General features: G+C 61.2%; 22 protein-coding genes, 1 tRNA gene and 1 pseudogene. 17 read left to right on the forward strand and 7 right to left on the reverse strand.

The window, feature by feature from the left end; all coding sequences use genetic code 11:
- Positions 1-51: 51 nt before the first annotated feature.
- The 5 genes from plsX (at position 52) to HMPREF9697_RS02555 (ending at position 5,443) form a co-directional block, all read left to right on the forward strand.
- Positions 52-1,113 (forward strand): phosphate acyltransferase PlsX, encoded by a 1,062-nt coding sequence (plsX, locus tag HMPREF9697_RS02535; RefSeq protein ID WP_002715580.1) that lies wholly within the window; start codon positions 52-54, stop codon positions 1,111-1,113.
- Positions 1,110-2,087 carry a beta-ketoacyl-ACP synthase III gene (locus tag HMPREF9697_RS02540; protein ID WP_002715581.1) on the forward strand — a complete coding sequence of 326 codons (978 nt, stop codon included), beginning with the start codon at positions 1,110-1,112 and terminating at the stop codon, positions 2,085-2,087. Before plsX ends, HMPREF9697_RS02540 begins: the two co-directional genes overlap by 4 nt.
- Before the next feature lie 128 nt (positions 2,088-2,215).
- Complete coding sequence (locus HMPREF9697_RS02545; RefSeq protein ID WP_002715582.1) at positions 2,216-2,563, forward strand: integration host factor subunit alpha; 348 nt, start codon at positions 2,216-2,218, stop codon at positions 2,561-2,563.
- Positions 2,564-2,692: 129 nt separating this feature from the next.
- Entirely contained in the window at positions 2,693-3,463 is a 771-nt protein-coding gene (locus HMPREF9697_RS02550) for a MerR family transcriptional regulator (RefSeq protein WP_002715583.1), read from the forward strand.
- Between the two features lie 42 nt (positions 3,464-3,505).
- Positions 3,506-5,443, forward strand: a complete 1,938-nt coding sequence (locus HMPREF9697_RS02555; protein ID WP_002715584.1) for an acyltransferase family protein — start codon at positions 3,506-3,508, stop codon at positions 5,441-5,443.
- Positions 5,444-5,541: 98 nt separating this feature from the next.
- On the opposite strand, the pseudogene HMPREF9697_RS21405 reads toward HMPREF9697_RS02555, so the two are convergent.
- Together HMPREF9697_RS21405 and HMPREF9697_RS02560 are read right to left on the reverse strand one after the other, a co-directional pair.
- A pseudogene (locus tag HMPREF9697_RS21405) lies at positions 5,542-5,765 on the reverse strand (GDCCVxC domain-containing (seleno)protein).
- A 15-nt stretch (positions 5,766-5,780) separates the two neighbouring features.
- Positions 5,781-5,858: transfer RNA gene (locus HMPREF9697_RS02560), tRNA-Pro, on the reverse strand.
- 192 nt (positions 5,859-6,050) lie between these two features.
- Here HMPREF9697_RS02560 and HMPREF9697_RS02565 point away from each other — a divergent pair.
- The 3 genes from HMPREF9697_RS02565 to lptF all read left to right on the forward strand — a co-directional run bounded on the left by HMPREF9697_RS02565 (position 6,051) and on the right by lptF (position 8,945).
- Positions 6,051-6,491, forward strand: a complete 441-nt coding sequence (locus HMPREF9697_RS02565) for a lipid-binding SYLF domain-containing protein (RefSeq protein WP_002715585.1) — start codon at positions 6,051-6,053, stop codon at positions 6,489-6,491.
- 142 nt (positions 6,492-6,633) lie between these two features.
- The gene (locus tag HMPREF9697_RS02570; protein WP_002715586.1) at positions 6,634-7,743 is read left to right on the forward strand and encodes a glycosyltransferase family 9 protein; all 1,110 of its coding nucleotides are present in this window, start codon (positions 6,634-6,636) and stop codon (positions 7,741-7,743) included.
- 29 nt (positions 7,744-7,772) lie between these two features.
- Entirely contained in the window at positions 7,773-8,945 is a 1,173-nt protein-coding gene (gene lptF, locus HMPREF9697_RS02575) for an LPS export ABC transporter permease LptF (RefSeq protein WP_081602512.1), read from the forward strand.
- Between the two features lie 10 nt (positions 8,946-8,955).
- On the opposite strand, the gene HMPREF9697_RS02580 is transcribed toward lptF, so the two are convergent.
- Both HMPREF9697_RS02580 and HMPREF9697_RS02585 read right to left on the reverse strand, forming a co-directional pair.
- Positions 8,956-10,473 carry an undecaprenyl-phosphate glucose phosphotransferase gene (locus HMPREF9697_RS02580; protein WP_002715588.1) on the reverse strand — a complete coding sequence of 506 codons (1,518 nt, stop codon included), beginning with the start codon at positions 10,471-10,473 and terminating at the stop codon, positions 8,956-8,958.
- A gap of 117 nt (positions 10,474-10,590) precedes the next feature.
- Complete coding sequence (locus tag HMPREF9697_RS02585) at positions 10,591-11,721, reverse strand: glycosyltransferase family 4 protein (protein WP_002715589.1); 1,131 nt, start codon at positions 11,719-11,721, stop codon at positions 10,591-10,593.
- A 119-nt stretch (positions 11,722-11,840) separates the two neighbouring features.
- On the opposite strand from HMPREF9697_RS02585, the gene HMPREF9697_RS02590 reads away from it, so the two are divergent.
- Entirely contained in the window at positions 11,841-13,955 is a 2,115-nt protein-coding gene (locus HMPREF9697_RS02590) for a GumC family protein (protein ID WP_002715590.1), read from the forward strand.
- Positions 13,956-13,980: 25 nt separating this feature from the next.
- Here the strand turns inward: HMPREF9697_RS02590 and HMPREF9697_RS02595 are convergent, their stop codons facing one another.
- Both HMPREF9697_RS02595 and HMPREF9697_RS02600 read right to left on the reverse strand, forming a co-directional pair.
- Complete coding sequence (locus HMPREF9697_RS02595) at positions 13,981-15,174, reverse strand: GNAT family N-acetyltransferase (protein WP_002715591.1); 1,194 nt, start codon at positions 15,172-15,174, stop codon at positions 13,981-13,983.
- A 134-nt stretch (positions 15,175-15,308) separates the two neighbouring features.
- Positions 15,309-15,524 (reverse strand): DUF2842 domain-containing protein, encoded by a 216-nt coding sequence (locus HMPREF9697_RS02600; RefSeq protein WP_002715592.1) that lies wholly within the window; start codon positions 15,522-15,524, stop codon positions 15,309-15,311.
- A gap of 104 nt (positions 15,525-15,628) precedes the next feature.
- On the opposite strand from HMPREF9697_RS02600, the gene HMPREF9697_RS02605 reads away from it, so the two are divergent.
- Both HMPREF9697_RS02605 and HMPREF9697_RS02610 read left to right on the forward strand, forming a co-directional pair.
- Positions 15,629-16,723: a COX15/CtaA family protein gene (locus tag HMPREF9697_RS02605; protein ID WP_002715593.1), complete on the forward strand. Its 1,095-nt coding sequence runs from the start codon at positions 15,629-15,631 to the stop codon at positions 16,721-16,723.
- Between the two features lie 107 nt (positions 16,724-16,830).
- Entirely contained in the window at positions 16,831-17,637 is an 807-nt protein-coding gene (locus HMPREF9697_RS02610) for an FTR1 family iron permease (protein WP_002715594.1), read from the forward strand.
- Between the two features lie 69 nt (positions 17,638-17,706).
- On the opposite strand, the gene HMPREF9697_RS02615 is transcribed toward HMPREF9697_RS02610, so the two are convergent.
- Positions 17,707-18,993 carry an O-acetylhomoserine aminocarboxypropyltransferase gene (locus HMPREF9697_RS02615; RefSeq protein ID WP_002715595.1) on the reverse strand — a complete coding sequence of 429 codons (1,287 nt, stop codon included), beginning with the start codon at positions 18,991-18,993 and terminating at the stop codon, positions 17,707-17,709.
- A gap of 197 nt (positions 18,994-19,190) precedes the next feature.
- Between HMPREF9697_RS02615 and HMPREF9697_RS02620 the strand changes: the two genes are divergently transcribed.
- From HMPREF9697_RS02620 to HMPREF9697_RS02645, 6 genes are all read left to right on the forward strand, one after another.
- A complete protein-coding gene (locus tag HMPREF9697_RS02620) occupies positions 19,191-19,622 on the forward strand; it encodes a PaaI family thioesterase (RefSeq protein ID WP_002715596.1) in 432 nt (143 codons plus the stop codon).
- Positions 19,623-19,771: 149 nt separating this feature from the next.
- Positions 19,772-20,236, forward strand: coding sequence for a 50S ribosomal protein L13 (gene rplM / locus HMPREF9697_RS02625; protein ID WP_002715597.1), 465 nt, complete (start codon positions 19,772-19,774; stop codon positions 20,234-20,236).
- A complete protein-coding gene (gene rpsI, locus HMPREF9697_RS02630) occupies positions 20,236-20,712 on the forward strand; it encodes a 30S ribosomal protein S9 (protein WP_002715598.1) in 477 nt (158 codons plus the stop codon). Before rplM ends, rpsI begins: the two co-directional genes overlap by 1 nt.
- 211 nt (positions 20,713-20,923) lie before the next feature.
- Positions 20,924-22,177: a GGDEF domain-containing protein gene (locus HMPREF9697_RS02635; protein ID WP_002715599.1), complete on the forward strand. Its 1,254-nt coding sequence runs from the start codon at positions 20,924-20,926 to the stop codon at positions 22,175-22,177.
- Positions 22,178-22,237: 60 nt separating this feature from the next.
- Positions 22,238-22,459, forward strand: a complete 222-nt coding sequence (locus HMPREF9697_RS02640; protein WP_002715600.1) for a hypothetical protein — start codon at positions 22,238-22,240, stop codon at positions 22,457-22,459.
- A 77-nt stretch (positions 22,460-22,536) separates the two neighbouring features.
- Positions 22,537-22,833 (forward strand): antibiotic biosynthesis monooxygenase family protein, encoded by a 297-nt coding sequence (locus tag HMPREF9697_RS02645; RefSeq protein WP_002715601.1) that lies wholly within the window; start codon positions 22,537-22,539, stop codon positions 22,831-22,833.
- Positions 22,834-22,838 lie beyond the last annotated feature (5 nt).

Genomic DNA, 22,838 nt, shown 5'->3' on the forward strand with positions numbered 1-22,838 from the left:
GTCAGTTGCAAACTCGTCGGGCCGCCGCACAATCAGGTTCTTACACCGGCCATGGCCCAGAAGGTTCGTATTGCGCTCGATGCCATGGGCGGCGATTTCGGCCCACCCGTGGTGGTTCCGGGTGCAGGAATCTCGCTGATCCGGCATCCCGACACGGAGTTCATCCTGTTCGGCGACAGCGCCGCGATCAATCGGGAACTCGATGTGCATCCGGCCATGAAGGCGGCTTCAAGGGTCGTCCATACCGATGTTGCCATCACCATGGAGGAGAAACCGAGCCAGGCTCTACGCCGTGGCCGGAAGTCATCCTCGATGTGGCTCGCGCTCGACGCCGTCCGCAAGGGTGAGGCCGACGTTGCCGTGTCCGCTGGCAACACCGGCGCACTGATGGCGATGTCGCGATTCAACCTGCGGATGCTGCCCGGCATCGACCGGCCGGCGATCGCCTGCGTGTGGCCGACGATCCGCAGCGAATCCGTCGTGCTCGACGTCGGCGCCTCGATCGGCGGCGACGCACACCATCTGGCCTTGCTCGCGATCATGGGCAGCGCGATGGCGCGGGTTCTGTTCGACATCGAACGGCCGACGGTGGGCCTGCTCAATATCGGGGTCGAGGAGGTCAAGGGCGTCGAGGAGGTGAAGGAGGCCGCTGAACTGCTGCGCTCCATGAACCTGCCGGAGCTCGACTTCATCGGGTTCGTCGAGGGTGATGGAATCGGCAAGGGAGCCGCCGACGTGATCGTCACCGAAGGCTTTTCCGGCAACATCGCGCTGAAGACGGCCGAGGGCACCGCACGTCAGATCGCGGAATATCTGCGCAGCGCGATGAGCCGCACCTGGCGCTCCAAGCTCGGCTATCTGTTCGCCAAGAGCGCCTTCAAGGCGCTGCGGGACAAGATGGACCCGCGCAAGGTCAATGGCGGGGTGTTTCTCGGCCTCAACGGCGTCGTGATTAAAAGCCATGGCGGCACCGACGCCGAGGGCTTTGCGTCCGCCGTGGATGTTGGCTATGAGATGGTCCGTTACGATCTCCTGACAAAGATCAATCAAACTCTCAACCGTGACGGCGGGTCGCTGACCCTTATGCCGGCCGCGCAGGAGGCTGTTTCGTGAGTGTGATGCGTTCGGTTGTGATCGGGCATGGCGCGTACCTGCCCGAGCGCGTGGTGACCAATGCCGAGCTTGCCGGCAAGGTCGATACCTCGGATGAGTGGATCGTCCAGCGCACCGGCATCCGCCAGCGCCATATCGCGGCGGATGGCGAGTTCACCTCCCACCTCGGCCTCAAGGCGGCGCAGGCGGCGATCGCCGACGCGAAAATCGATCCGCAGTCGATCGACCTGATCGTGCTCGCGACCTCGACGCCGGATCACACCTTTCCCGCGACCGCAGTGCAGATCCAGAACGGGCTCGGCATCCATCACGGTGCGGCGTTCGACTTGCAGGCGGTTTGCAGCGGCTTCATTTTCGCGCTGGCAACGGCGGACAATTTCCTGAAAGCCGGCACCTACAAGCGCGCTCTGGTGATCGGGGCGGAGACGTTTTCCCGCATTCTCGACTGGAATGATCGCGGCACCTGCGTGCTGTTCGGCGACGGGGCGGGGGCGGTAGTCCTCGAGGCGCAACAGCAGCAAGGCACCAGCGTCGACCGGGGCATTCTCACCACGCATCTGCGTTCGGACGGCCGCCACAAGGACAAGCTCTATGTCGATGGCGGGCCGTCCTCGACGCAGACCGTCGGTCATCTGCGTATGGAAGGCCGCGAAGTGTTCAAACATGCCGTCGGCATGATCACGGACGTGATCGTCGACGCTTTTGCGGCGACGGGAACCACGGCAGAAGACATCGACTGGCTTGTTCCACATCAGGCGAACAAGCGGATTATCGACGCATCGGCCAAGAAACTCGATATCGCGCCGCAAAAGGTCGTTCTGACGGTGGACCGGCACGGCAATACGTCGGCCGCTTCGATTCCGCTCGCATTGGCGACGGCAGCCGATGACGGACGCATCAAACGGGGCGATCTGGTGATGCTGGAAGCAATGGGCGGAGGGTTTACCTGGGGTTCGGCGCTGTTGCGTTGGTAAAATTTAGGTCGAATGCCGCGGATTATTATGTCCGAATATCATGCGGTTGCATGATGAGCACGGTTGACCCGTTGTAACTAACCTCTTATTTTTAAGCATAATTTGCACGCTGTAGCTGGGGTCGGATCATGAGCGAGAGCGGAAAAACAGTCACACGAGTCGATTTGTGCGAGGCGGTTTACCAGAAGGTCGGCCTGTCGCGGACGGAGTCGGCTGCGTTTGTCGAACTCGTTCTGAAGGAGATCACCGATTGCCTTGAGAAGGGCGAAACGGTGAAGCTCTCCTCATTCGGCTCTTTCATGGTGCGCAAAAAGGGCGAGCGCATCGGCCGCAACCCCAAGACCGGGACCGAGGTGCCGATCTCTCCGCGCCGGGTCATGGTGTTCAAGCCCTCTGCGATCCTGAAGCAGCGCATCAACAACGGTGTTGATACCACGGAAAGCACACCGGTCCCGACCAGCGTGGCTGCGGGTTAAACCCGCCGGACGGGCGGCGTTCCCGCCGCCTATCCGCAAAGCACCGAATCGTTTCCGAAAATCCGAAAAAGCGTTACCCTTGCAATCACGGGATGATTCATGCCGTGATTCTGACAGGGGGCTTGCCTTTTGGAAAAGGCACCGGACGCATTTCGGACCATCAGCGAGGTGGCGGAGGATCTCGATATCCCGGCCCACGTGCTGCGGTTTTGGGAGACGCGCTTCGTTCAGATCAAGCCGATGAAACGCAGCGGCGGGCGTCGGTACTACCGGCCCGACGATGTCGAACTGCTGCGTGGAATCCGCCGTCTGCTGTACGGCGAGGGCTATACCATCCGCGGGGTGCAGCGCATTTTGCGCGAGCATGGCGTCAAGGCGGTCCAGAATCTCGACGAGGCCACTCTCGCGCCGGCCTCGCTGTCGGGTCCTGCGTTCGAGGCGTTGCCGCAAAGCGCGGCCCACGAATTTTCCTCTGACGACGAGGAGGAGACCGCCGAAATCGACGAGGAAGAGATTGAAGACTCGGGTGACGCCGAAGAGGCTGACGAGGACGAAGAGCTCGAACTCGAAACCGACAGCCCGCCGCTCCGTCCCTCCATGGACTTCGTGCCTTCGATGTCGGAGCGTATCGGCCCGCTGCCGCCGGCTGCGGCCAAGCGTGCTCCGGACGTCCCTGTGGCGACGGTGACGAAGCCTGCGACCTTGCGGGCATCCGTGAGTCATAACGGAGCCGATGCCTATGCGCCGCCGGAAGTGCGTCATGGTCTTCACCAGAGCGGCCATCAACAAGCCAGAGTCCAGCAGACCAGAATTCGCGGCGACGGGCAGGCCAAGCTTCGCTCCGTTCTCGACGACCTGTTGAGCGCGCGTGCTCTACTCGACCGGGCGATGGGCGGTTGACGGCATGACCGTCATCTAGTCACACCCGCGGGATCAATCGACGTGTCATTGCCTTATCGACGAGACATTGACGGCCTGCGCGCCATTGCCGTCCTGTTCGTCATCGGCTTCCACTATTTCCACTCGGTATTTCGCGGCGGCTTCGTTGGCGTCGATGTGTTTTTCGTCATCTCCGGCTTTCTTATCACCGGCCTGATCCGCCAGGATGTCGCCGCCGGTCGGTTCAGCATCGCGGAATTCTATGGGCGACGGGTCCGGCGCATCTTCCCGGCACTCGTTCTCGTCCTGCTTGTCTCGCTGGGGATGGGTTTTCTGTTCATGCTGCCCGATGCCTTCCGCACGCTGGGCATCAACACGGCTGCATCGGCAGGCTTCGTCGCCAACATCGCGTTGTGGCTGCAACAGGACTATTTCGCGCCGAGTGCGGAGTTCAATCCGCTGCTGCACATCTGGTCGCTGGGCGTTGAAGAGCAATTCTATCTGGTTTGGCCGTTGATCCTGATCGTGATCGCACGCCGTCGGGCGGCGATTCCGGCTGCGGTCGTGCTGACGATTCTGTCGTTCCTCGGCAGCCTCGTGCAGACCGCCAACGATTCCGTTGCCGCGTTTTTTCTACCGCTCACCCGCTTCTGGGAATTGGGTGCTGGCGCGGTTCTCGCTCTGCTCCAGGCCCGCATTGGTCATTCCGTTCAAAACAAAGAATGGATGGGGTGGGCGGGGTTGCTGCTGCTTGCATCGGCGATGATGATGATCAACCGCGACAGCACGTTTCCCGGGTGGTGGGCGCTGTTGCCGGTGGCAGGTACGGTTCTGTTGATCGCAGCGGGCGAGAATGCGTGGCCCAACCGCATTTTCCTGAGCCACCGCGCGCTCGTTTATATCGGGCTGATCAGCTACCCGCTCTATCTCTGGCACTGGCCGCTTCTGGTGTTCGCGCGGATCATCCGTTTCCAGAAAGAGCCGACCGTCATCATGTCGCTCGGCCTGATCGTGGCGGCCGGTGTTCTTGCGCATCTCACTTACAAGCTGATCGAGCGTCCGATCCGTTCAGGCGGACGTCTCTCAGCTAAAGCCGTTTCGCTTGCTGTTCTTCTTGCTGTCTGCGGCGGGCTGGGATTGACGGTGTATGCGAAGGAAGGTCTGCCAGATCGCTTTCCGCTCGCGATCCAGAAACGCGTGATAGATACGGAGAAGGAGGCTGAGAGCGCCCAGGGGTGCCGGTATGACGTCGATATTCGGCCGTTACCGGAATGTGCCGGTATCGGGCCGGCTGGTTCGCCGCTCACACTCGTTTGGGGCGATTCATACGCCTTTCATCTGATCGCCGGTTTGCAGGCTCTACAACGGGAACGGCAGGATTTCCGTCTCGCGCGTTACATCGCATTTGGCTGTGCGCCGATGGCGGATGCTGTGGCTGCGCGCTTTCGTAGGTGTAATGAAGCCAATGCATTCGCGCGGCAGAAGATCGAATCGTTGCGGCCCGACACGGTTATCGTTGCTGCGCGATGGATCGTTTATGACGGCACGGGCAAATATGCGTTGGTCGACGACAAGGGGCTGACGCGGACCATCGAATGGCTGAAGGCGGCGGGCGTACGGCACATCGTCGTCATCGGACAGATGCCGCAATGGAAGATCGCGCCGTCGGTGATTCCGCTGCGGGATTTCCAGTTCAGTATCTTCAAGCGTGCCGCTGCGATCGATAAAATTCCGGACTGGGATTCCACCTATCTTGAGGTGTGGTCGTTCGCGGCGGAGGACATGGTGAAGCGCGTTGCTGCAGCGGAAGGCGTGACGTTTATTTCGCCGGCCGCGACATTCTGTAAAGGCAATAGCTGTCTGATTACTGTTCCCGATAGCGGCGGCCTGCCGACGTCCCGGGACAACGGTCATCTGACAGACGCGGCGTCGAAATTCTTTATCGAGAAGAACGCAAAGGCCATATGGCCTGAGTATCGCAAGGGAGAGCCGCCTCGGTGAGATCGGCAGGCTCCAGTTGCAATCTGCAAAAAAAACGGACCAGCAGGATTTGAAACCAACGCCTCTAACTTCTTGTTGAAGAAGTCATCCTACACGGTTCAATGACAGCAGCCTTCGCTATTGCCACCATTGCGTTGTAACTGGATTGGTGGGCACGGGACAGAGCCGTAGGAGCAGAACACGCAGCAGTCTCCCGGTTTCGGTCGCAGCAGCGTATGGCAGCCCTCGCACTCGTAAAAGAATTGACAGGCGTCGGTGGCATTTCCTCGACCTTGCTGTGGCCACAGTGCGGGCAGGTGATTTTAGAGCGAAGCTCGGGCATTTTTATTTTGAAAAATGGTCGGAGCGGCGGGATTTGAACCCACGACCCCTAGTCCCCCAGACTAGTGCGCTAACCGGGCTGCGCCACGCTCCGACGATAAGCGACTGATTAGGGAAATTGGAAGCATAAGGCAAGGCAAGAACTGGCCAAAACGGTCCCGCCTGCGGGGGTAATTCCGGCCACTCGCCCGGGTTGCCAACGGCAGTTGCCTCGAATCTTGAAGGGGTCTTATCCTTCACCATCGGCGGGCGGTGATTCCCCGCGCAAAAACAGAAGGTGAAAGCGATGCTCTCCATCCGGCTGCGAAAATGGGTTGTTGCGTTGGCTGTCATTCTGGGCGCGGGTTTCAGTTCCGCGGCCCATGCCGACAGCGGCACAATCCGCATCTCCGTGCTCAAGGGCGGCTGGTTCATCGGCGCTTCGGGCGGAAGCGGGACGCTGGTGTTTCATGGACGGCGTTATCCGCTGTCGATCGGTGGTCTGAGTGCGGGCCTTGTCTTCGGCGCTTCGAAGACCGATCTCGTCGGCACAGTCAGCAACATCAGGGGACCTTCGGATGTTGCCGGCGTCTATGGCGCAGCGGGCGCGGGCGTGGCGGCTGTGCGAGGCGTCAGCGCCATCGTACTGACCAACGAGAAGGGTGCGGTGCTTACCATGCAGGGCCATCAGGCCGGCTTGATGGTGAACGCCGATCTGAGTGGACTTGCGATTTCGTTGCGGCGCTAGACGCTCGTCGGGTTTCCATAAAGCAGCCGGGCGGCGTCACGCCGCTCGGCAAGACAGAGCAGGGCGTCCGAGGGCTTTGATTGATCTTGTATTTTTAGCCTATGCCCTTATAGGCACAGCGTTCCTCGGATAATATCGTTCCATGGCGTCCTCCCTGTTTGATCGCCTGATCTGGCGATCGACCAGACAGGTTTATTTGCTCTCCCGCCGCGCGTTTGCGCGAAGGAAGGTTGTTGCGCTGGACCCGTCTGCGGACGTCGAACGCATTCTGTTGATCCGTACCGACAAGATCAGCGATGCCGTCATCTCCACTGCCTTCTTCAAGGCGCTGCGCGCCCGATGTCCAAATGCGCAGATCGATATTGTGCTCGGCCGGAAAAACGGCGTGGCGGCGTCCTTGCTGTCGTATCTCGACGGGACTTTCGTCGTGAAGAAAAATCTGATCGAACAGATGCGCCTCATCCGGCAGTTGCGCGAGCGCCGCTATGACGTGGCCGTCGATATGCTCACCGGCGACTCGATGACGGCGGCGACCTATGCGTTGTTGTCCGGTGCGGACATCACGATCGGCTTTGATGGTAAAAAATCCGGGCTTTACGACATTTCCATCGCCCGTCCGACCGAGCCCGAGCATCAGGCGGTGCAGATGTTGCGGCTGATCGCGCCACTCGGCGTGTCGATGAAGCCCGGGGACGTGCGTACCACGGTTGCGTTTCCGCAATCTGCCGCCAGGGGAGTTCGCGAGAAGCTTTTTCCGGCGGAAGATCGTGACAGGCACAAGCTGATCGTCATCAATCTGTCGGTCGACCCGGCAAGATACTGGACCGACGAGAAATTCATCCGTCTCGTCGGCGACATTAAATCGCCATCTGTCCGCGTTGCTCTGATCGCCGCGCCGGGGGATCTGGCGCGGCTGGAAACGATCGGAAAGGCTGCGGAGGTCGAGTGGTTGCCGCCTGCGACGGACATTTCGGAGACGGCGGCGACGCTGTCCTGTGCCGATCTTGTTATTAGCGCGGGCACCTCGATCGTGCATATTGCGGCGGCGCTCGACAAGCCGGTGGTGACGCTGATGGCGTCCGCCGCCGCGAAAGGGGAATGGTATCCTTTGGGCGTGCCATATCGGGCATTGCACTGTGCAACCTGTGTGGCGGATATTCCCTATGACGACGTATTGGCGGCGGTCCGCGAGTTGATGGCGGAGGCCGGTTTTGCGAAACAGGTGCCTTTAACGGACGGAATTTTAGCCTGACGGTTCTCTCGCTCATATCTCCCCGCCGCCTGCTGGGTGCGATCGACGCCTACGTCGTGCGGTTGACGCTGCTATCGTTCCTGATCGTGCTGGTGTCGCTGACCGGCGTGATCTGGGTGACGCAGGCATTGCGCGGTATCGACCTGATGACGGCGCAAGGGCAGACCGTGCTGGTGTTCATTGGCATCACCGGCCTCGCAATTCCCGTGCTCGCGCTGATCATCGCGCCGCTTGCGATGCTCCTGGCGGTGACGCACACGCTCAATCGCCTGTCGACCGATTCCGAAGTCATCGTGATGAATGCTGCCGGTCTGTCGCCATGGCGGTTCCTGCGTCCGTTCATGGTTTCGACGGTCGTCGTCGCGTGTCTGATTTCGTTCCTGGCGATCTTCCTCGCGCCGGAATGCCTGCGAGCGCTGCGGCGCTGGCACACCGAGATCGGCGCGGACGTGCTGGCGAATGTGCTGCAGCCGGGGCAATTCATCCGGCTCGATAAGCTGGTGCTGCGCGTGCAGGAGCGCCGGCCGGGCGGAGTGCTGGTCGGCGTGTTCATCGACGATCAGCGCAATCCGGCCGAGCGCATCAATATCACGGCGCAAAACGGCGTCGTGCAGAAGACCGACAAAGGCTCGTTCCTGGTGCTCAGCGACGGCAATCTGCAGCGCTACGAGGCGGACAAGAAAGATCCGCTGATCGTCGCCTTCAAAAGCTACGCTTTCGATATGTCGCAATTCTCCCAAGCGCCGCAGACCTACAACTACAACGCCCGCGAACGATTTATCGGCGAGCTGATTTCGCCGCCCAAGAACGATCCCGTCGCGCAAAGCAACCTCGGCCAGTTCCGCGCCGAGCTTCATGATCGCTTACTGGCAGGTCTTTATCCATTCGTGTTCGTCATTCTGGCGTTCGCATTTCTCGGCCCGCCACGGACCACGCGGCAGGGGCGAAATTTTGCGATCTCCATGCTCGTGCTGCTTGTCCTTGTCGTACGTATCGGTGGGTATGCGTGTTCGACCATCGCCGTCTCACGCCCCGATGCGATCATCTTCCAGTATGCGATGCTGGCGGCCGTCGCCGGGGTGAGCATCTGGATGATCCTGAAGGGCGTTGTGGTCGATCCGCCTGCGAATCTCACAGCTCAGATCGCACGGTTGCGGGAGCGCTTATCGTCGATACAGTTACCGTCGCTGCGGCGGCGCTAAGTTTGCGCACTCAGTAGGCGTTCTCGCCCTTGACCAACGCCCATGGCGTCTTCAGCAGAATGTACAGGTCGAACAGCGGCGACCAATTCTCGATGTAATAGAGATCGAACTCGACGCGCTTCTGGATTTTTTCCTCATTGTCGATCTCGCCGCGCCAGCCGTTAATCTGCGCCCAGCCGGTGATGCCGGGTTTGACGCGATGGCGTGCGAAATAGCCGTCCACCGTTTCATCGAACAAGCGGCTTTGCAGCTTGCCCTGCACCGCATGCGGGCGCGGGCCGACGATCGACAGGTTGCCCTTGAACACCACGTTGAAAAGCTGCGGCAGTTCGTCGAGGCTGGTCTTGCGGATGATGCGGCCGACGCGCGTCACCCGCGGATCGTTCTTGGTTACGACCTTGGCCGCGAGCGGATCGGCCTGGTGGTGGTAGAGCGAACGGAATTTGAAGACCTCGATACGCTCGTTGTTGAATCCGAAGCGCTTCTGGCGGAATAGCACGGGGCCGGGACTGTCGAGCTTGATTGCAAGCGCGACCAGCGCCATCACCGGCGCGAGCAGCAACAGAAGAATGGCGCCGACGAAGCGGTCGAACACCCACTTCATCACCATGTCCCAGTCGGTGATCGGCTGTTCGAACATGCCGAGTGTCGGCACCGAGCCGATGTAGGAATAGGAGCGCGGCCGGAAGCGCAGTCGGTTGGTGTGGGCGGACAGGCGGATGTCCACCGGCAGCACCCATAATTTCTTCAGCATGCCGAGAATGCGGCTTTCGGCCGAGATCGGCAGCGCGAACAGCACGAGGTCCACGCGGGTGCGGCGGGCAAATTCGAGAATGTCTGTGACCTTGCCGAGCTTCGGAAGGCCGGCGCAGGTGTCGAGAGCGCGCGCGTCGTTGCGATCGTCAAACACGCCGAGCAGCTTGAGGTCGGAATCTTCCTGCTGGCGTAGCGCCTGGATCAGGTGTTCGCCGTTCTTGTCGGAGCCGACGATAATGGTGCGCCGGCCGAGCCTGCCTTCGCGCGCCCACCGCCGCACCATCGAGCGCAGCATCATGCGCCCAATGCTGAGTACGATGAAGCCGAAGACGTAGAACATCACCAGCCAGGCGCGAGATACCGTGTCACCGAACTTGGCGAAGAACGACACGCCGATGAACAGCAGAAACACGAAACTCCATGACGACATCAGGCGCATGAACTGGCGGAGCTGTCCGCGGTAGATTTCTAAGTCGTAGAGTTCGGCGGCCTGAAAGCTGATGATGGCTACAAATGCCATCGCAAGAACGGCCCAGATCGGCATCCAGGAAAAGCCGTCGATCGGCACGACATAGCCGAGATAGGAGACGATGCCGACGATGCTGAGGCAGACGAAATCGGCGACGCGAACCACGCCATTGATGACGATGCTGGAGTAGGCGGAATGAACTTTCTCGTTGGCGACAGCCAGCGCTGCGGGTGAAAGTCTGCGGCGGCGCTCGAACGGATAGGCGCGGCCCGCCATCGCGGGCGCAACACTCGTCGCGGTCATCTCCGCCTTTGCTTGAACGTCGCTCGTTTCCACGCCTGAAATCCGCTTTTTCGCGCGTCGCGCGATTGCCGACCGGATACCGAAGAATTCAGAAGAAACCGTTATTCCAATTGGATACTAACGAAGGTTGAAGGTATCTCGATAGGCATCGAGCACGCCGTCGACCATCGCTTTCTGCGAGAAGTTAACGAAGATGCGTTCGCGCAGCGCCTTGGCGCGCTCGCGAGCGGCATCGGGGTTGTCGAGAGCGGCCTTGATAGCGGTGGCCATAGCGTCAGCGTTGTCCGCTACGAACAGCGCATCACCGAAGGGGCCGAGAATTTCCGGAATGCCGCCGACATAGGCTGCGAGCAGCGGGACGCCCGCAGCGGCCGCCTCGATCACGACATAGGGCATTGAGTCCCCGCGCGACGGCACGATCAGCAGTTTACCTTTCGAGAAGCCGAAGCGCGCCTTTACGTGACCGATGAAACGCACCGCCTCGCCGAGTTTGTGACGCGCGACGAGAGCTTTCAGATTGGCTGTTTCTTCACCATCTCCCGCAAGCGTCAGCGTCACGGGTCTGCCGCCGGCGCGTAGCTGCGCTACGGCCTCGATCAAAAGATCGGCGCCTTTGATGTGGCGGAATTCGCCGACATAGACGAGATCGGTCGCATCCTCGGCGAGCGGTATAGGATCGAATTCATTGGCGCCGACGCCATTGAACACGCAGCGCACGAGGCCGGCAGGCTTGCCGACGACGCGCTCATAGGTGTCGCGCGCGAACCCGCTTTCGAACAGGAACAGATCTGTGCGGTTCATCAGAGCGCGCTCGAGTCGCGTGTAGAACGCGCCTTTCAGCGTTTCCGGCCGGTAGTGCAATGACCCACCATGCGGGGTGTAGATGCGGATGGTGTTTTCAGATGGGCCTTTGAGTCGGACGAAAGCGCCGGCCTTTGCGCCGTGACCGTGCAGCACGTCGAGCTTGAGCATGCGCGCAAGCTGCAGGAACCGCATCGCTGTGATGGGGTCAGTCGGGTGCGGTTCGCGGCGGATGGCCAGGCGATAGATACCGAGCTTCATCTTCGGCGCGATGGTTTTCAGTGCCGTATCGGCGCGTTCGCCCCCGGTCAGGCTATCGGCCAGAATGCCGACCTCATGGCCGCGCTCGGCCTGTCCTTCGGCGAGATCGAGAATATGGCGGATGATCCCGCCAACGGGAGCGCGGACGGCATGCAGGACACGGAGAGGGCGGTCAGGGAAGGGCATGCGTTTTGCTTAGCGCTTCCGCGTTTAAAAAGCATGACGTGCGCATCGTTAACCGCACAGCAACCTTAATGGATTGTAATCGCGTTGTATTAGTTGTGTGAGCGTAGCGGGAGCTGTCGATGCGTGTGGCGTATTTGCGTGACCGGCTGAAAGACGCCGCAAGCGCTTTTTGGCGGTTCATGGCTCCCGCGACCGCCCCTGCCGCGAAGCCGGTGCCGAAGACAGGCCTCGGCGATCTCGACCTGCGGATCATCTGGCAGGCGCTTGTCGACAGGCGCAAATGGGTGCTGGTGCCGACGGCCGTCGTGTTCGTGCTGTCGATGGTCGCTGTCAACATGATAACCCCGCGCTACAAGTCCGAAGCGCGCATCCTGATCGACGGTCGCGAAAACATCTTCCTGCGCCCGAACGGCGAGCGCAACGAAGCGAGCGGCGCGCTCGACGATGCGGCGGTGACGAGCCAGGTGCAGCTGCTGCTCTCGCGCGACCTCGCCCTCGACGTCATCAGGAAGAACCATCTCGACAAGCTGCCGGAATTCGATCCGGTGTTGAACGGCATTTCGCCGCTGAAATCTCTGCTGATGCTGGTCGGCATCGGCCGCGATCCGCTCCGCTCGACGCCGGAAGAGCGGGTACTGAACGCTTATTACGCGCGGCTGACCGCTTATGCGGTCGACAAGTCGCGCGTCATGGTCATCGAATTCCAGTCGAACGATCCGAAGCTTGCCGCGAAGGTCGCGAACTCGATTGCCGATGGATATCTGGTAATGCAGCAGGCCGGACGGCAGGAGCAGGCCAAGGCGGCCGGGCAATGGCTGTCCGTCGAGATCGACGGTCTCCGCAAGAAGGTCGCCGAAGCCGAGGATCGCGTCGAAGCGTTCCGCTCTAAATCCAATTTGTTCATCGGCACCAACAACACCACGCTCTCCAACCAGCAGCTCGGCGAGCTGAACACGCAGCTCAACAATGCGCGTGCGCAGAAGGCGGACGCGGAAGCGCGCGCCCGTGCGATCCGCGACATGCTGAACAGCGGCCGGCCGATCGAGGCGTCCGAGGTCTTGAATTCCGATCTGGTGCGCCGGCTCAGCGAACAGCGCGTCACGCTGCGTGCGCAACTCGCCGAACAATCGTCCACGTTGCTCGATCGCCATCCCCGCATCAAGGAATTGAAGGCGCAGATCGCCGATCTCGACCGGCAGATTCGCGAGGAGGCGGGCAAACTGTCCCGCGCGTTCGAGAACGATGCGCGGATCGCGGGCGTGCGGATGGACAGCCTGAATACAAGCCTCGATCAGTTGAAGGCGCATGCGACCTCCAGCAACGGCGAGGAGGTGCAGTTGCGGGCGCTGGAGCGCGAGGCTAAGGCGCAGCGCGACCTGCTGGAAGCCTATCTCGCGAAGTATCGCGAAGCGACGACGCGCGAGACCATCGATACCGCGCCTGCGGACGGTCGCATCATTTCCCGCGCCATCGTTTCCAACACGCCGGCCTATCCGAAGAAGCTGCCGATTGTGCTGATCGCGACTCTGATGACGATGATGCTCACCAGTGGCTATATCGCGACTGCGGAGCTTCTGAAAATGACGGCGCCCTGGGGTCCCTCGAACGATGACCTGTTCGTGCCGGACCCGTTCGGCGGTCCGCAACCCAAGCTATCGGTGCAGATGCAGATCGAGCGGCTTGCGGACTCGCTGCGCGCAAGTGGCGAGCGGTCGCGCAAGATCACTTTGATCGGTGCGGGCGCGGCGGAAGATGTTTCGAATACGGCGCTGGCGCTGGCGCGCCAACTGGCACGCAATTCAAAGGCTCTCTTGATCGGTCTGTCGCCAGCGTCCGGGGACGCGGCGCAGACACCGGGCCTCAGCGATCTCGGCCGAGGCGTCGCCTCGTTCGGGCAGATCATCAATCGCGATACGCGTTCGTCGCTGCATATGATCGGTGCGGGCATCCAGCCGGATCGCGCGCTGCTGACATCCCCGCGCGTCGTCATGGCGCTCGATGCGCTGATGCAGACATATGATCACGTCGTACTCGATGCCGGCACAGCGATCGATCTTCCGCCGTCGCTGATCGCGTCGCAGGCTCACGCGGTGATCCTGCCGGCTCCCGGAATCTCGGATGCCGCGAAGGCGACCATGCGCGCGCAGTTGCTGGCGTCGGGTTTCGTCGCAGTGAGCATTCTCAACCGCACGACATTGGACGAAGCCGCGCCGGAAGAGGTCGTAGCGGCCTGAAGTGGGAAGCAGGGTGGGTTTTGGTTTAGCGGTGCAGGGCCGCGCGCAGCCGGTGGGCCATCGCCACCAAAGTCGGATTTTGCTTCACCATCCGCTTGGCATGATTGAGCGACGACATGCCAAGCGCCGCCAGTCGCCCATAGGCGCTGAGCGGAATGAAGCTATCGAAGATCGGCTCGTCGTCCTTGCAGAACTGCAGCTTGTACTCATCCGAGCCGATGCCGAGATCGAAGGCGTGATAGCCAAGTTCGGCATGGCGATCGATCATGTTGCGCAACAGAACCACGCCGGGGCTATGCTTGGCGCTTTCGGACATGGTGTAGGTGTTGAACATCATCGACAGGCGTTCGCCGTCGGCAACGCCGGCGAACATCGCGATGATCTCGTCGTCGCACTCGATCGCGTGAATCACGATGGCACGTTCGCTGACGGCGACCTTGGCCATGCAGGCCTCGCGAATGAAGGCTTCGATGCCGGGATCGGCGAACACGTTCGGCAGGTTCTGCGCCGCCATGCGCAGCGGTTTGATGGTGAAGAATGCATCGAGAATCCGCGTGATGTCCTCATCGGTGAGGACCGGGAAAAAACGATAACCGGCCAGCGCGCCCAGTTTCTTTTCCTTGGCCCGGATGCGGCGGCGGAAACCGGTGCTGATGATTTCTTCCGGACTCGCACCCGGCTGCATGCGCAGCAGCGGACAACCGTTCGCTGAGGGCTGGTGCGCAAGCTGCGCCAGTGGATTGAGGATGCCGTGCCACGCCAGTGGCTGCTGCGACAGTGCCATCATGTCGATTTGGTCGCGATGGGCTGCAATTGCGGCGAGGATGATGTCGAGATCGGCTTTGCTGGCGGAGGCTGCAAAGTCGCGCTGCCACAGGCCCATGTTGAATGTCGTATGCTTGCCGCCGAGGAAGCGCGCGGTACGCACGCCGTTTTCCCGGACCGATCCGAGCGGAAGCAGCATCAGGGGGCGGCGCTCGCGGTCGAAGGCGACGACGATGAGCGGCTTGGTGTTCAGAAGCGTGCCGGCATGGGTTTGCCAGGCGTTGAGGAAATCGAAACGCTGAAACGCCGTTTGGAGATAATCGGGCGTCTCCATTCCGCGCCAGATGGTCTCAGCCTCCGCCATGCTGCCATAGATAGCGACATGAGCGATGGCGCTGACGGCACCAATGCGCACATAGGCGGATTGGTTCTCGTGCTCAGCGACCGTGGCCATTGCAAACCTTGTTTCAGGGCGGATCGAGCAGGGGACGAAAATGCGCCCCTGATCGGCCGACCTTTTCAAACAAACGTCAACAAACGGTAATGACGGGCAGCCGGGAACCGGCGGAAGGTTTCGGGCCGTGAGCCTCAGGTGGTAGGTATATCCGGGCGCGCCATCCATGAAATCAATGGCATGGCGGGCAGAACCCAGCCCAGGCCCGCAACCACATAGAAAATGCCTTGCGCGAGCCGGGAGGCGGCCAGCCACGGCGTCTGCGCGATCGCCATGCCGAGCAGCGACCACACCACGACGAGAACGAGCAGGCCTATGGTTCCGATGAATTTGCGTGTTCTGATCTTCATGGCGAAATAGAGAGCCTGTGTGGAGAGCCTTGCGCCGAAAGGCGGGGGGACTATAAGGGCCGCGTCCGGCCGATCAAGCCTTCCCCTGCGGACCCCGTATCTCCATGACCCACACACGCGATGAAACCCGTTCCGCCTCGACGCCGTCGCGGCGTCCGATCCGCATCTGGCTCGGAGTTGTTGCCGCGATGATTGTCTGTACGCTCCTCGTGGGCGGAGCGACGCGGCTCACCGAATCCGGCCTGTCGATCACGGAGTGGAAGCCGGTTTCGGGCATGTTGCCGCCGCTGAGCGCGCAGGCGTGGGACCAGGAATTCGACGCCTACAAGAAGATTCCGCAATATCGCGAGATGAATGCGGGCATGAGCCTGTCCGAATTCAAGACGATCTTCTGGTGGGAGTGGGCGCATCGGCTGCTTGCGCGCAGCATCGGCGCGGTGTTCCTGCTGCCGTTTTTGTATTTCCTGATGCGCGGCGGGCTCGGTAGCGCCTTGAAGCGGCGGCTGTGGGTTCTGTTCGCGCTCGGCGGACTGCAGGGCGCTGTCGGCTGGTGGATGGTGAAGTCGGGGCTGACGGCGCGCGTCTCCGTCTCGCAATACCGGCTTGCGATTCACTTCCTGCTTGCGTTGCTGATCTTCTCCGCAATCGTCTGGACCATGCGCGGCCTTACGCCGCGCGTCACGAAGGCCATCGCCAGCGCCAGAGCGGTGCTGACCAGCAAGATTCTGCTCGGGCTTGTGTTCCTTCAGCTGTATTTCGGCGCGCTGGTCGCGGGCCTTCGCGCAGGGAAAATCTACAACACATGGCCTGACATCGACGGCGGGTTCATTCCGCCGCTCGATCAATTGTTCTTCGAGCAGCCATGGTGGCGCAATTTCTTCGACAGCACGCTGACGGTTCAGTTTACCCACCGGATGATCGCCTACACGCTGTTCGCGGTGGCGCTGTTGCATCTCATCGATGTGATCCGCAGCAAAGCGGCCCCTGCGGTCATCAATGGTGCCGCATGGCTGATGGCGGCGATGAGCCTTCAGCTTGTGATCGGCATTTTCACGTTGCTGCATCAGGTCCCGATCTCGCTCGGCCTGTTGCATCAGGCGACCGCGATCGTGGTGCTGACATTCACGCTATTGCAGGCCTATCGCCTTCATCATGCGGAAAGTGCGACGGAGCAGGGGCTCGTGCCCGCGCTGCAATAGTTCTCGACGAATTCTAAAGCGGCGGCTTCTCGCAGCCGGACGTCGTCGCCTTTACATTCGAAGATGCGCGCGCAAAACGATTCGGGCGCTTGCGGAGTCCATTTTCGATGTCGAACGCATTCATCCAGGCTGCCGTCATTCTGCTGCGCGAGGGCCTTGAGGCCATGCTCCTGATCGCGGCGCTTGCGGCGTACCTGCACAAGTTGGATGGCGGGCATCGTGTCGGGGCGCTCTATCGCGGCGCGTTCGCAGCGGTCGGCGCGAGTCTGATCGCGGCATGGTTGTTTGCCGCGCTCAATTCCGGCGAGCACAGCGACCTGATCGAGGGGATCGTCATTCTCGTCGCTGCGGTGTTGATGCTCTATGTGAGCGGCTGGCTGCTGAACAAGCAGGATCCCAAGGACTGGAGGCTATACCTCGCCGAAAAGACCAGCCACGCGCTTTCACGCGATACCGGCTGGGCAGTGGGATTGCTGGCGTTCCTTGCGGTATTTCGCGAGGGCGCGGAAACGGTTCTGTTCATCACCGCGCTCGCTGCGACCGAGGGCGGCTGGAACGCGGGGCTGTTCGGCGGGCTTGCAGCCGCGGCGCTGGCGCTCGTCGTGCTGTTCTACTTCATCAATCTGGTGGCGCAGCGGATTCCCATGCGCCCGCTGTTCATCGTCACCTCGGCGTTCCTGTTCCTGATGGGCATCAAATTCATCGGCGAGGCGATGCAGGAATTCCAGGAGCAGGCCATCGTGCCGTTCACGCCGCTCCATAGTTTTGGCTGGATTGAAACCATCGGCCTCAATCCGACGCTTGAGGCGGTCTCGGCGCAGTTGCTGGTGATCCTGTTCGCGGTGGCGAGTTTTGCGGTCGTCCAGCGCAACAATCGTCTCGTTCGCCGCGACAAGGCCGCCGGCGCGACATAGTTGAATTTCAATGCGCAAAAAGAAAGCGGCGCCATAACCGGCGCCGCTTTTTGTCGTGTGGGATGATCCTCAGTAAGGAACGCCGAGCGCCTGTTCGAGATCGGCGATCAAGTCTTCCTTGTCCTCGATACCGATAGACAGCCGCACCACGTCGGGGCCTGCGCCCGCCATGGTCTTCTGCTCGTCGGTGAGCTGGCTGTGCGTCGTGGAGGCGGGGTGGATGATCAGCGAGCGCGTGTCGCCGATATTGGCTAGGTGCGAGAACAGCTTGACGTTCGAGACGAGACTCACGCCTGCCTCATATCCGCCCTTCAGTCCGAATGTGAACACCGCGCCCGCACCTTTCGGCGTGTATTTGCGTGCGAGGTTATGATGCCGGTCGCCAGGCAGGCTCGCATAGCTGACCCACGACACTGCGGGATGCTGCGACAGCCACTCCGCGACAACCTTGGTGTTGTCGACATGACGTTGCATGCGCAGCGCCAGTGTTTCAATGCCGGTCAGGATCATAAAGGAGTTGAACGGCGAGATCGCTGGGCCGAGATCGCGCAGCGACAGCGCGCGCATGGCTACCGCGAATGCAAAATTTCCGAACGTCTCGTGTATCTTGAGGCCGTGATATTCGGGACGTGGCTCGGTCAGAATGGGGTAGCGTCCGCTGTCCGTCCAGTCGAACGTGCCTGCGTCGACGATGATGCCGCCGAGCGAGTTACCGTGGCCGCCGAGGAACTTGGTCAGCGAATGCACGATGATGTCCGCGCCATGCTCGATCGGCTTGAGCAGATAGGGTGTGGCCAGCGTGTTGTCGACGATGAAGGGCACCTTGGCCTTGCGCGCGACTTCCGCCACCGCTTCGAGATCAGTGATCGCGCCGCCGGGATTGGCGACGGATTCCACGAAGATCGCTTTGGTCTTCGGCGACACCGCGCGCTCGAAGGTGCTTATGTCGTCGGCGTCGGCCCAGACCACGTTCCAGCCAAAACTTTTGTAGGCATGGTTGAACTGGTTGATTGATCCGCCATACAGGCGACGCGAGGCGATGAACTCGTCACCGGGCTGCAGCAGGGCGTGGAATACCATCATCTGCGCCGCGTGGCCGGAGGCCGTAGCGACTGCTGCGGTACCGCCTTCCAGCGCGGCGACGCGCTCTTCCAGCACGGCCGTCGTCGGATTGCCGAGGCGCGTGTAGATGTTGCCGAAAGCCTTCAGGCTGAACAGCGCGGCGGCATGATCGGTATCGTTAAAAACATAGGATGCCGTCTGATAGATCGGCGTCACGCGTGCGCCGGTGGTTGGGTCGGGTTGCGCACCGGCATGAACGGCGAGGGTGGAGAAGCCCGGCAATTGTTCAGTCATGCATTCCTCTTCGCGATAATTGGACCGCACACGATGGAACGGTGGCGGTATTTGGTGCATTCAGTGCCGAATGATCTTCGGCAATACTAACGGGCATATTCATTTTTAGTCTCGATGCACGTATTTCATCCTTGTTTTTATTGTCGCACTGCGGTGATACAGCCGTCACAAAGAGAGTTGGGAACGGAACAGACCGCATGACAAATGCGAAGATGACGGTGGCTGAACTTGAAGCGTTCCTGCATCGTGAGTTTCCTCAGGCCTTCAGCGCGGGCGAAATTCAGATCGAAAGCGCAGACGGGACCAGCAGTCTGCTGCGTCAGCCCTACAGCGAGCAAATGCTGCGTCCCGGCGGTACCGTATCGGGACCGACGCTGATGGCGCTGGCTGACTTCGCGATGTACGTGGCTCTGCTGTCGGCGATCGGCCCGGTCGGCCTGGCTCTTACGACCAATCTCACCATCAACTTCCTGCGCAAGGGCCAGCCGGGGCAGGACATCGTTGCGGCGGCGCGGCTCATCAAAGTCGGCAAGCGGCTGGCATTTGGCGAAGTGAACCTGCTGTCGGGCACGTCCCCCGATCCGATCGCTCATGCAAGCGCGACCTACTCCATTCCAAATTCTCAGTGATTTTTAAGGTATTATAACACCTTATTTATAAACCATTGTTTTATAAGGTGTTATTTTCACAGGTGGGCGTTGACGGGCGGGGGGGCGTTCTCTAGAAACACGCCCAGTCCGGCGACAACGCCGCACGATATTTTTCACGGATATCTCACATGAAGACGTTTTCGGCGAAACCGGCCGAGGTCAACAAGAAGTGGGTGATCATCGACGCCAAGGGTCTGGTCGTCGGTCGTCTCGCCACCTTGGTCGCGATGCGTTTGCGCGGCAAGCACCTGCCGACCTACACCCCCCACGTTGATTGCGGTGACAATGTCATCATCATCAACGCCGCGCATGTCGTGCTCACCGGCCGCAAGCGCGACAACAAGGTTTACTACAACCACACCGGCTTCATCGGCGGCATCAAGGAACGCACCGCGAAGTCGATTCTCGAAGGGCGCTTCCCCGAGCGCGTCGTGGAGAAGGCAGTGGAGCGCATGATTCCGCGCGGCCCGCTCGGCCGCATCCAGATGGGCAACCTGCGTGTCTACGCCGGTGCGGAGCATCCGCATGAGGCCCAGAGCCCGGAAGTCGTCGATATCGCTTCTCTGAACCGCAAGAACACGAGGGCCGCGTAATGTCCGATACCATGCAGTCCCTCGATCAGCTGTCGTCGCTGAAGACCGCGGCACCTGACGCTCCGAAGCGCGAAAAGAAGGTCGACAAGCAGGGCCGTGCCTATGCCACCGGCAAGCGCAAGGACGCGGTTGCCCGCGTCTGGATCAAGCCCGGCTCCGGCAAGGTCACCGTCAACACCCGCGACGTCGAAACCTATTTCGCACGTCCCGTTCTGCGCATGCTGATTCAGCAGCCGATCGTCGCCGCTGCCCGCCAGGGCCAGTACGACGTGGTCGCCACCGTCGCCGGCGGCGGTCTGTCGGGACAGGCGGGCGCTGTGCGCCACGGCATCTCGAAGGCGTTGACGCACTTCGAGCCTGATCTGCGCGGCGTGCTCAAGAAGGGTGGTTTCCTCACCCGTGACTCCCGTGTCGTCGAGCGTAAGAAGTACGGCAAGGCCAAGGCCCGCCGGTCCTTCCAGTTCTCGAAGCGCTAAAACTTCAATCAATTTGTCTGCAATCGCAGACGGTCTCAAAGGGCGCCTTCGGGCGCCCTTTTTGCTGGGCGGATGGTTCCAAATCTCAGCAAACTATCAACAATTTTCGGGAAAACTTGCTGTGACGGACAAACCAACCGCCAATATCCGTCTGGTAATTTCATCCTGCTGAGAGGGCTATTCCGGCTTCTCCAGCGGAGCTTCCGCCCGTATGCCCGGCACCAGCCTGTCACTCGATATTTCAACCCTTTATCTGGTTGCAACGTTCGTCGCCGCGATGCTTGGCGCGCTGCTGATGTTTTTCTGGCGACAGGAAAAGATCGAGGCGCTCGGCTGGTGGGGCGCGGCCTATCTGCTCGGCGCGGCATCGATCGCGCTGTGGATCGCAGGCGGCGAGAATCTCGGCTTCGGATTGCTGCTCGCGGTCAACGCGGTCGGTTTCATCGCCTGCGGCCTGGTGTGGGATGCCGCGCGGGTATTTCACGGCCGCGCGCCGAGCATCATCGGCGTCGTCGCCGGCGCCATTGTCTGGATTGCCGCCGTGGTGCTGGCCGATCCGCTGTCGGCGCATACGCGTCTCCTTCTCGGTGCGGGTATCGTCGCAGTCTATGCCGCGCTCACGGCAGCGGAGTTGTGGCGCGAGCGGCGCAAATCGATGCGCTCGCGCTGGCCCGCGATTTTCGTGCCGGTGCTGCACGGCGCGGTGCTGGTCCTGCCGGTTATCATCGGCGACGTCATGGATGGGCCGGGCACCGATCCGCATGCTGCGATCTGGGTTGCCATATTCGCCGCCGAACTGGTGTTTTATGCCATCGGCACGGTGTTCATCATTTTCATGCTGGTGTCGGAGCGCACATTGGCGGTTCACAAGACCGCCGCTTCGGTCGATCCGCTCACGGGGCTGCTCAATCGCCGCGGGTTCAGCGAGGCGACTGCCCGCATGATCGAGCGCGAGGCCAAGGCCGGGCGGTCGATTACGGTGATGATTTTCGATCTCGACCACTTCAAGTCGGTCAATGACACCTTCGGTCATGCCGCGGGCGACGACGTGCTCAAGGTGTTCGCGAACGCCGCGGTTGGAGCACTGCGCATCACCGATCTGCTCGGCCGTGTTGGCGGCGAGGAATTCGCAGCACTCCTGCCGTGTTCGATGGATGAAGCCCTGGTGGCTGCCGAGCGGGTTCGCGAGGCGTTCGAGCAATCGGGCGTGACGATCGACGATGTTCCGCTCGCCACCACCGTCAGCATCGGCGTCGCGGGCGGGCCTGCGAACACCGAACTCGACGTGCTCATGGCATCGGCCGACACTGCACTCTATCGCGCCAAGCGCGGCGGCCGTAACCGCGTCGAGGCCGTGCTCGAAGAGCCGCTGGTGCTTGACCACGCCCGCCGTGGCGGTATGAGCCAGACAGCGCGTCCGGAGAAAGAGGCGGTGCACGCTTTTGTCTCGGAAGCGCACGCCTGAGCGAATAATTCGCGGCTGACCCTAACGGTCTGTTTACCATGCAGCCCCTAGCATGGATGCATGATCGACCGCGCTCGCAACGATATCTCCGCTCTCGAAGCCGCCGCCACGTCGGCCCGCGCAGGCTTTGCCTGCATGTTCTCGACCTCCGATGAGTATGAGCGGGCGCTGATCGACGAGCGTCGCGCGCAAGGCCGTTATCAGCAGACGCGGGACTGGCAGCCTTTGCTGCTTCTGGGCGGGGTGTTCATCCTGTCCGGCATTCTGCTGGTCGCGCTGTAAGGCGCATCCCCCCGATTTTGACTTGATCCAGCGGTTGTCCGTCCGCTACAGCCTCCTGCAGCCACAGGGGAGAGCCGATGATTACCGAAGTCGTGCAGATCGACGTCAAGCCGGGTCAGGAAAAGGATTTCGAGCAGGCGGTTGAGATGGCGCAGACCATCTTCAAGCGCAGCAAGGGCTGGAAGAGCCTCGAAATCCATCGCTCGATCGAAAAGCCATCGCGCTACCGGCTGTTCATCAAGTGGGAGACGTTGGAAAACCACACCGTGGATTTCCGCGAGGGACCAAATTTCACCGAATGGCGCGCGCTGGTCGGGCCGCATTTCGCGGCCCCGCCGGAAGTCGAACATATGACGGCGGTGGGCAAGTACTGACGCGC

Origin of the sequence: Afipia felis ATCC 53690 (genome assembly GCF_000314735.2) — a bacterium.
GTDB classification, from domain to species: domain Bacteria; phylum Pseudomonadota; class Alphaproteobacteria; order Rhizobiales; family Xanthobacteraceae; genus Afipia; species Afipia felis.

What these genes read in the sequence shown, in the direction of transcription:
- plsX (WP_002715580.1), top strand. Translation starts at nt 52, where the DNA reads ATGGCCCAGAAGGTTCGTATTGCGCTCGATGCCATGGGCGGCGATTTC.
- HMPREF9697_RS02545 (WP_002715582.1), top strand. Translation starts at nt 2,216, where the DNA reads ATGAGCGAGAGCGGAAAAACAGTCACACGAGTCGATTTGTGCGAGGCG.
- HMPREF9697_RS02565 (WP_002715585.1), top strand. Translation starts at nt 6,051, where the DNA reads ATGCTCTCCATCCGGCTGCGAAAATGGGTTGTTGCGTTGGCTGTCATT.
- HMPREF9697_RS02570 (WP_002715586.1), top strand. Translation starts at nt 6,634, where the DNA reads ATGGCGTCCTCCCTGTTTGATCGCCTGATCTGGCGATCGACCAGACAG.
- HMPREF9697_RS02580 (WP_002715588.1), bottom strand. Translation starts at nt 10,473, where the DNA reads ATGACCGCGACGAGTGTTGCGCCCGCGATGGCGGGCCGCGCCTATCCG.
- HMPREF9697_RS02585 (WP_002715589.1), bottom strand. Translation starts at nt 11,721, where the DNA reads ATGCCCTTCCCTGACCGCCCTCTCCGTGTCCTGCATGCCGTCCGCGCT.
- HMPREF9697_RS02590 (WP_002715590.1), top strand. Translation starts at nt 11,841, where the DNA reads ATGCGTGTGGCGTATTTGCGTGACCGGCTGAAAGACGCCGCAAGCGCT.
- HMPREF9697_RS02595 (WP_002715591.1), bottom strand. Translation starts at nt 15,174, where the DNA reads ATGGCCACGGTCGCTGAGCACGAGAACCAATCCGCCTATGTGCGCATT.
- HMPREF9697_RS02600 (WP_002715592.1), bottom strand. Translation starts at nt 15,524, where the DNA reads ATGAAGATCAGAACACGCAAATTCATCGGAACCATAGGCCTGCTCGTT.
- HMPREF9697_RS02605 (WP_002715593.1), top strand. Translation starts at nt 15,629, where the DNA reads ATGACCCACACACGCGATGAAACCCGTTCCGCCTCGACGCCGTCGCGG.
- HMPREF9697_RS02610 (WP_002715594.1), top strand. Translation starts at nt 16,831, where the DNA reads ATGTCGAACGCATTCATCCAGGCTGCCGTCATTCTGCTGCGCGAGGGC.
- HMPREF9697_RS02615 (WP_002715595.1), bottom strand. Translation starts at nt 18,993, where the DNA reads ATGACTGAACAATTGCCGGGCTTCTCCACCCTCGCCGTTCATGCCGGT.
- HMPREF9697_RS02620 (WP_002715596.1), top strand. Translation starts at nt 19,191, where the DNA reads ATGACAAATGCGAAGATGACGGTGGCTGAACTTGAAGCGTTCCTGCAT.
- rplM (WP_002715597.1), top strand. Translation starts at nt 19,772, where the DNA reads ATGAAGACGTTTTCGGCGAAACCGGCCGAGGTCAACAAGAAGTGGGTG.
- rpsI (WP_002715598.1), top strand. Translation starts at nt 20,236, where the DNA reads ATGTCCGATACCATGCAGTCCCTCGATCAGCTGTCGTCGCTGAAGACC.
- HMPREF9697_RS02635 (WP_002715599.1), top strand. Translation starts at nt 20,924, where the DNA reads ATGCCCGGCACCAGCCTGTCACTCGATATTTCAACCCTTTATCTGGTT.
- HMPREF9697_RS02640 (WP_002715600.1), top strand. Translation starts at nt 22,238, where the DNA reads ATGATCGACCGCGCTCGCAACGATATCTCCGCTCTCGAAGCCGCCGCC.
- HMPREF9697_RS02645 (WP_002715601.1), top strand. Translation starts at nt 22,537, where the DNA reads ATGATTACCGAAGTCGTGCAGATCGACGTCAAGCCGGGTCAGGAAAAG.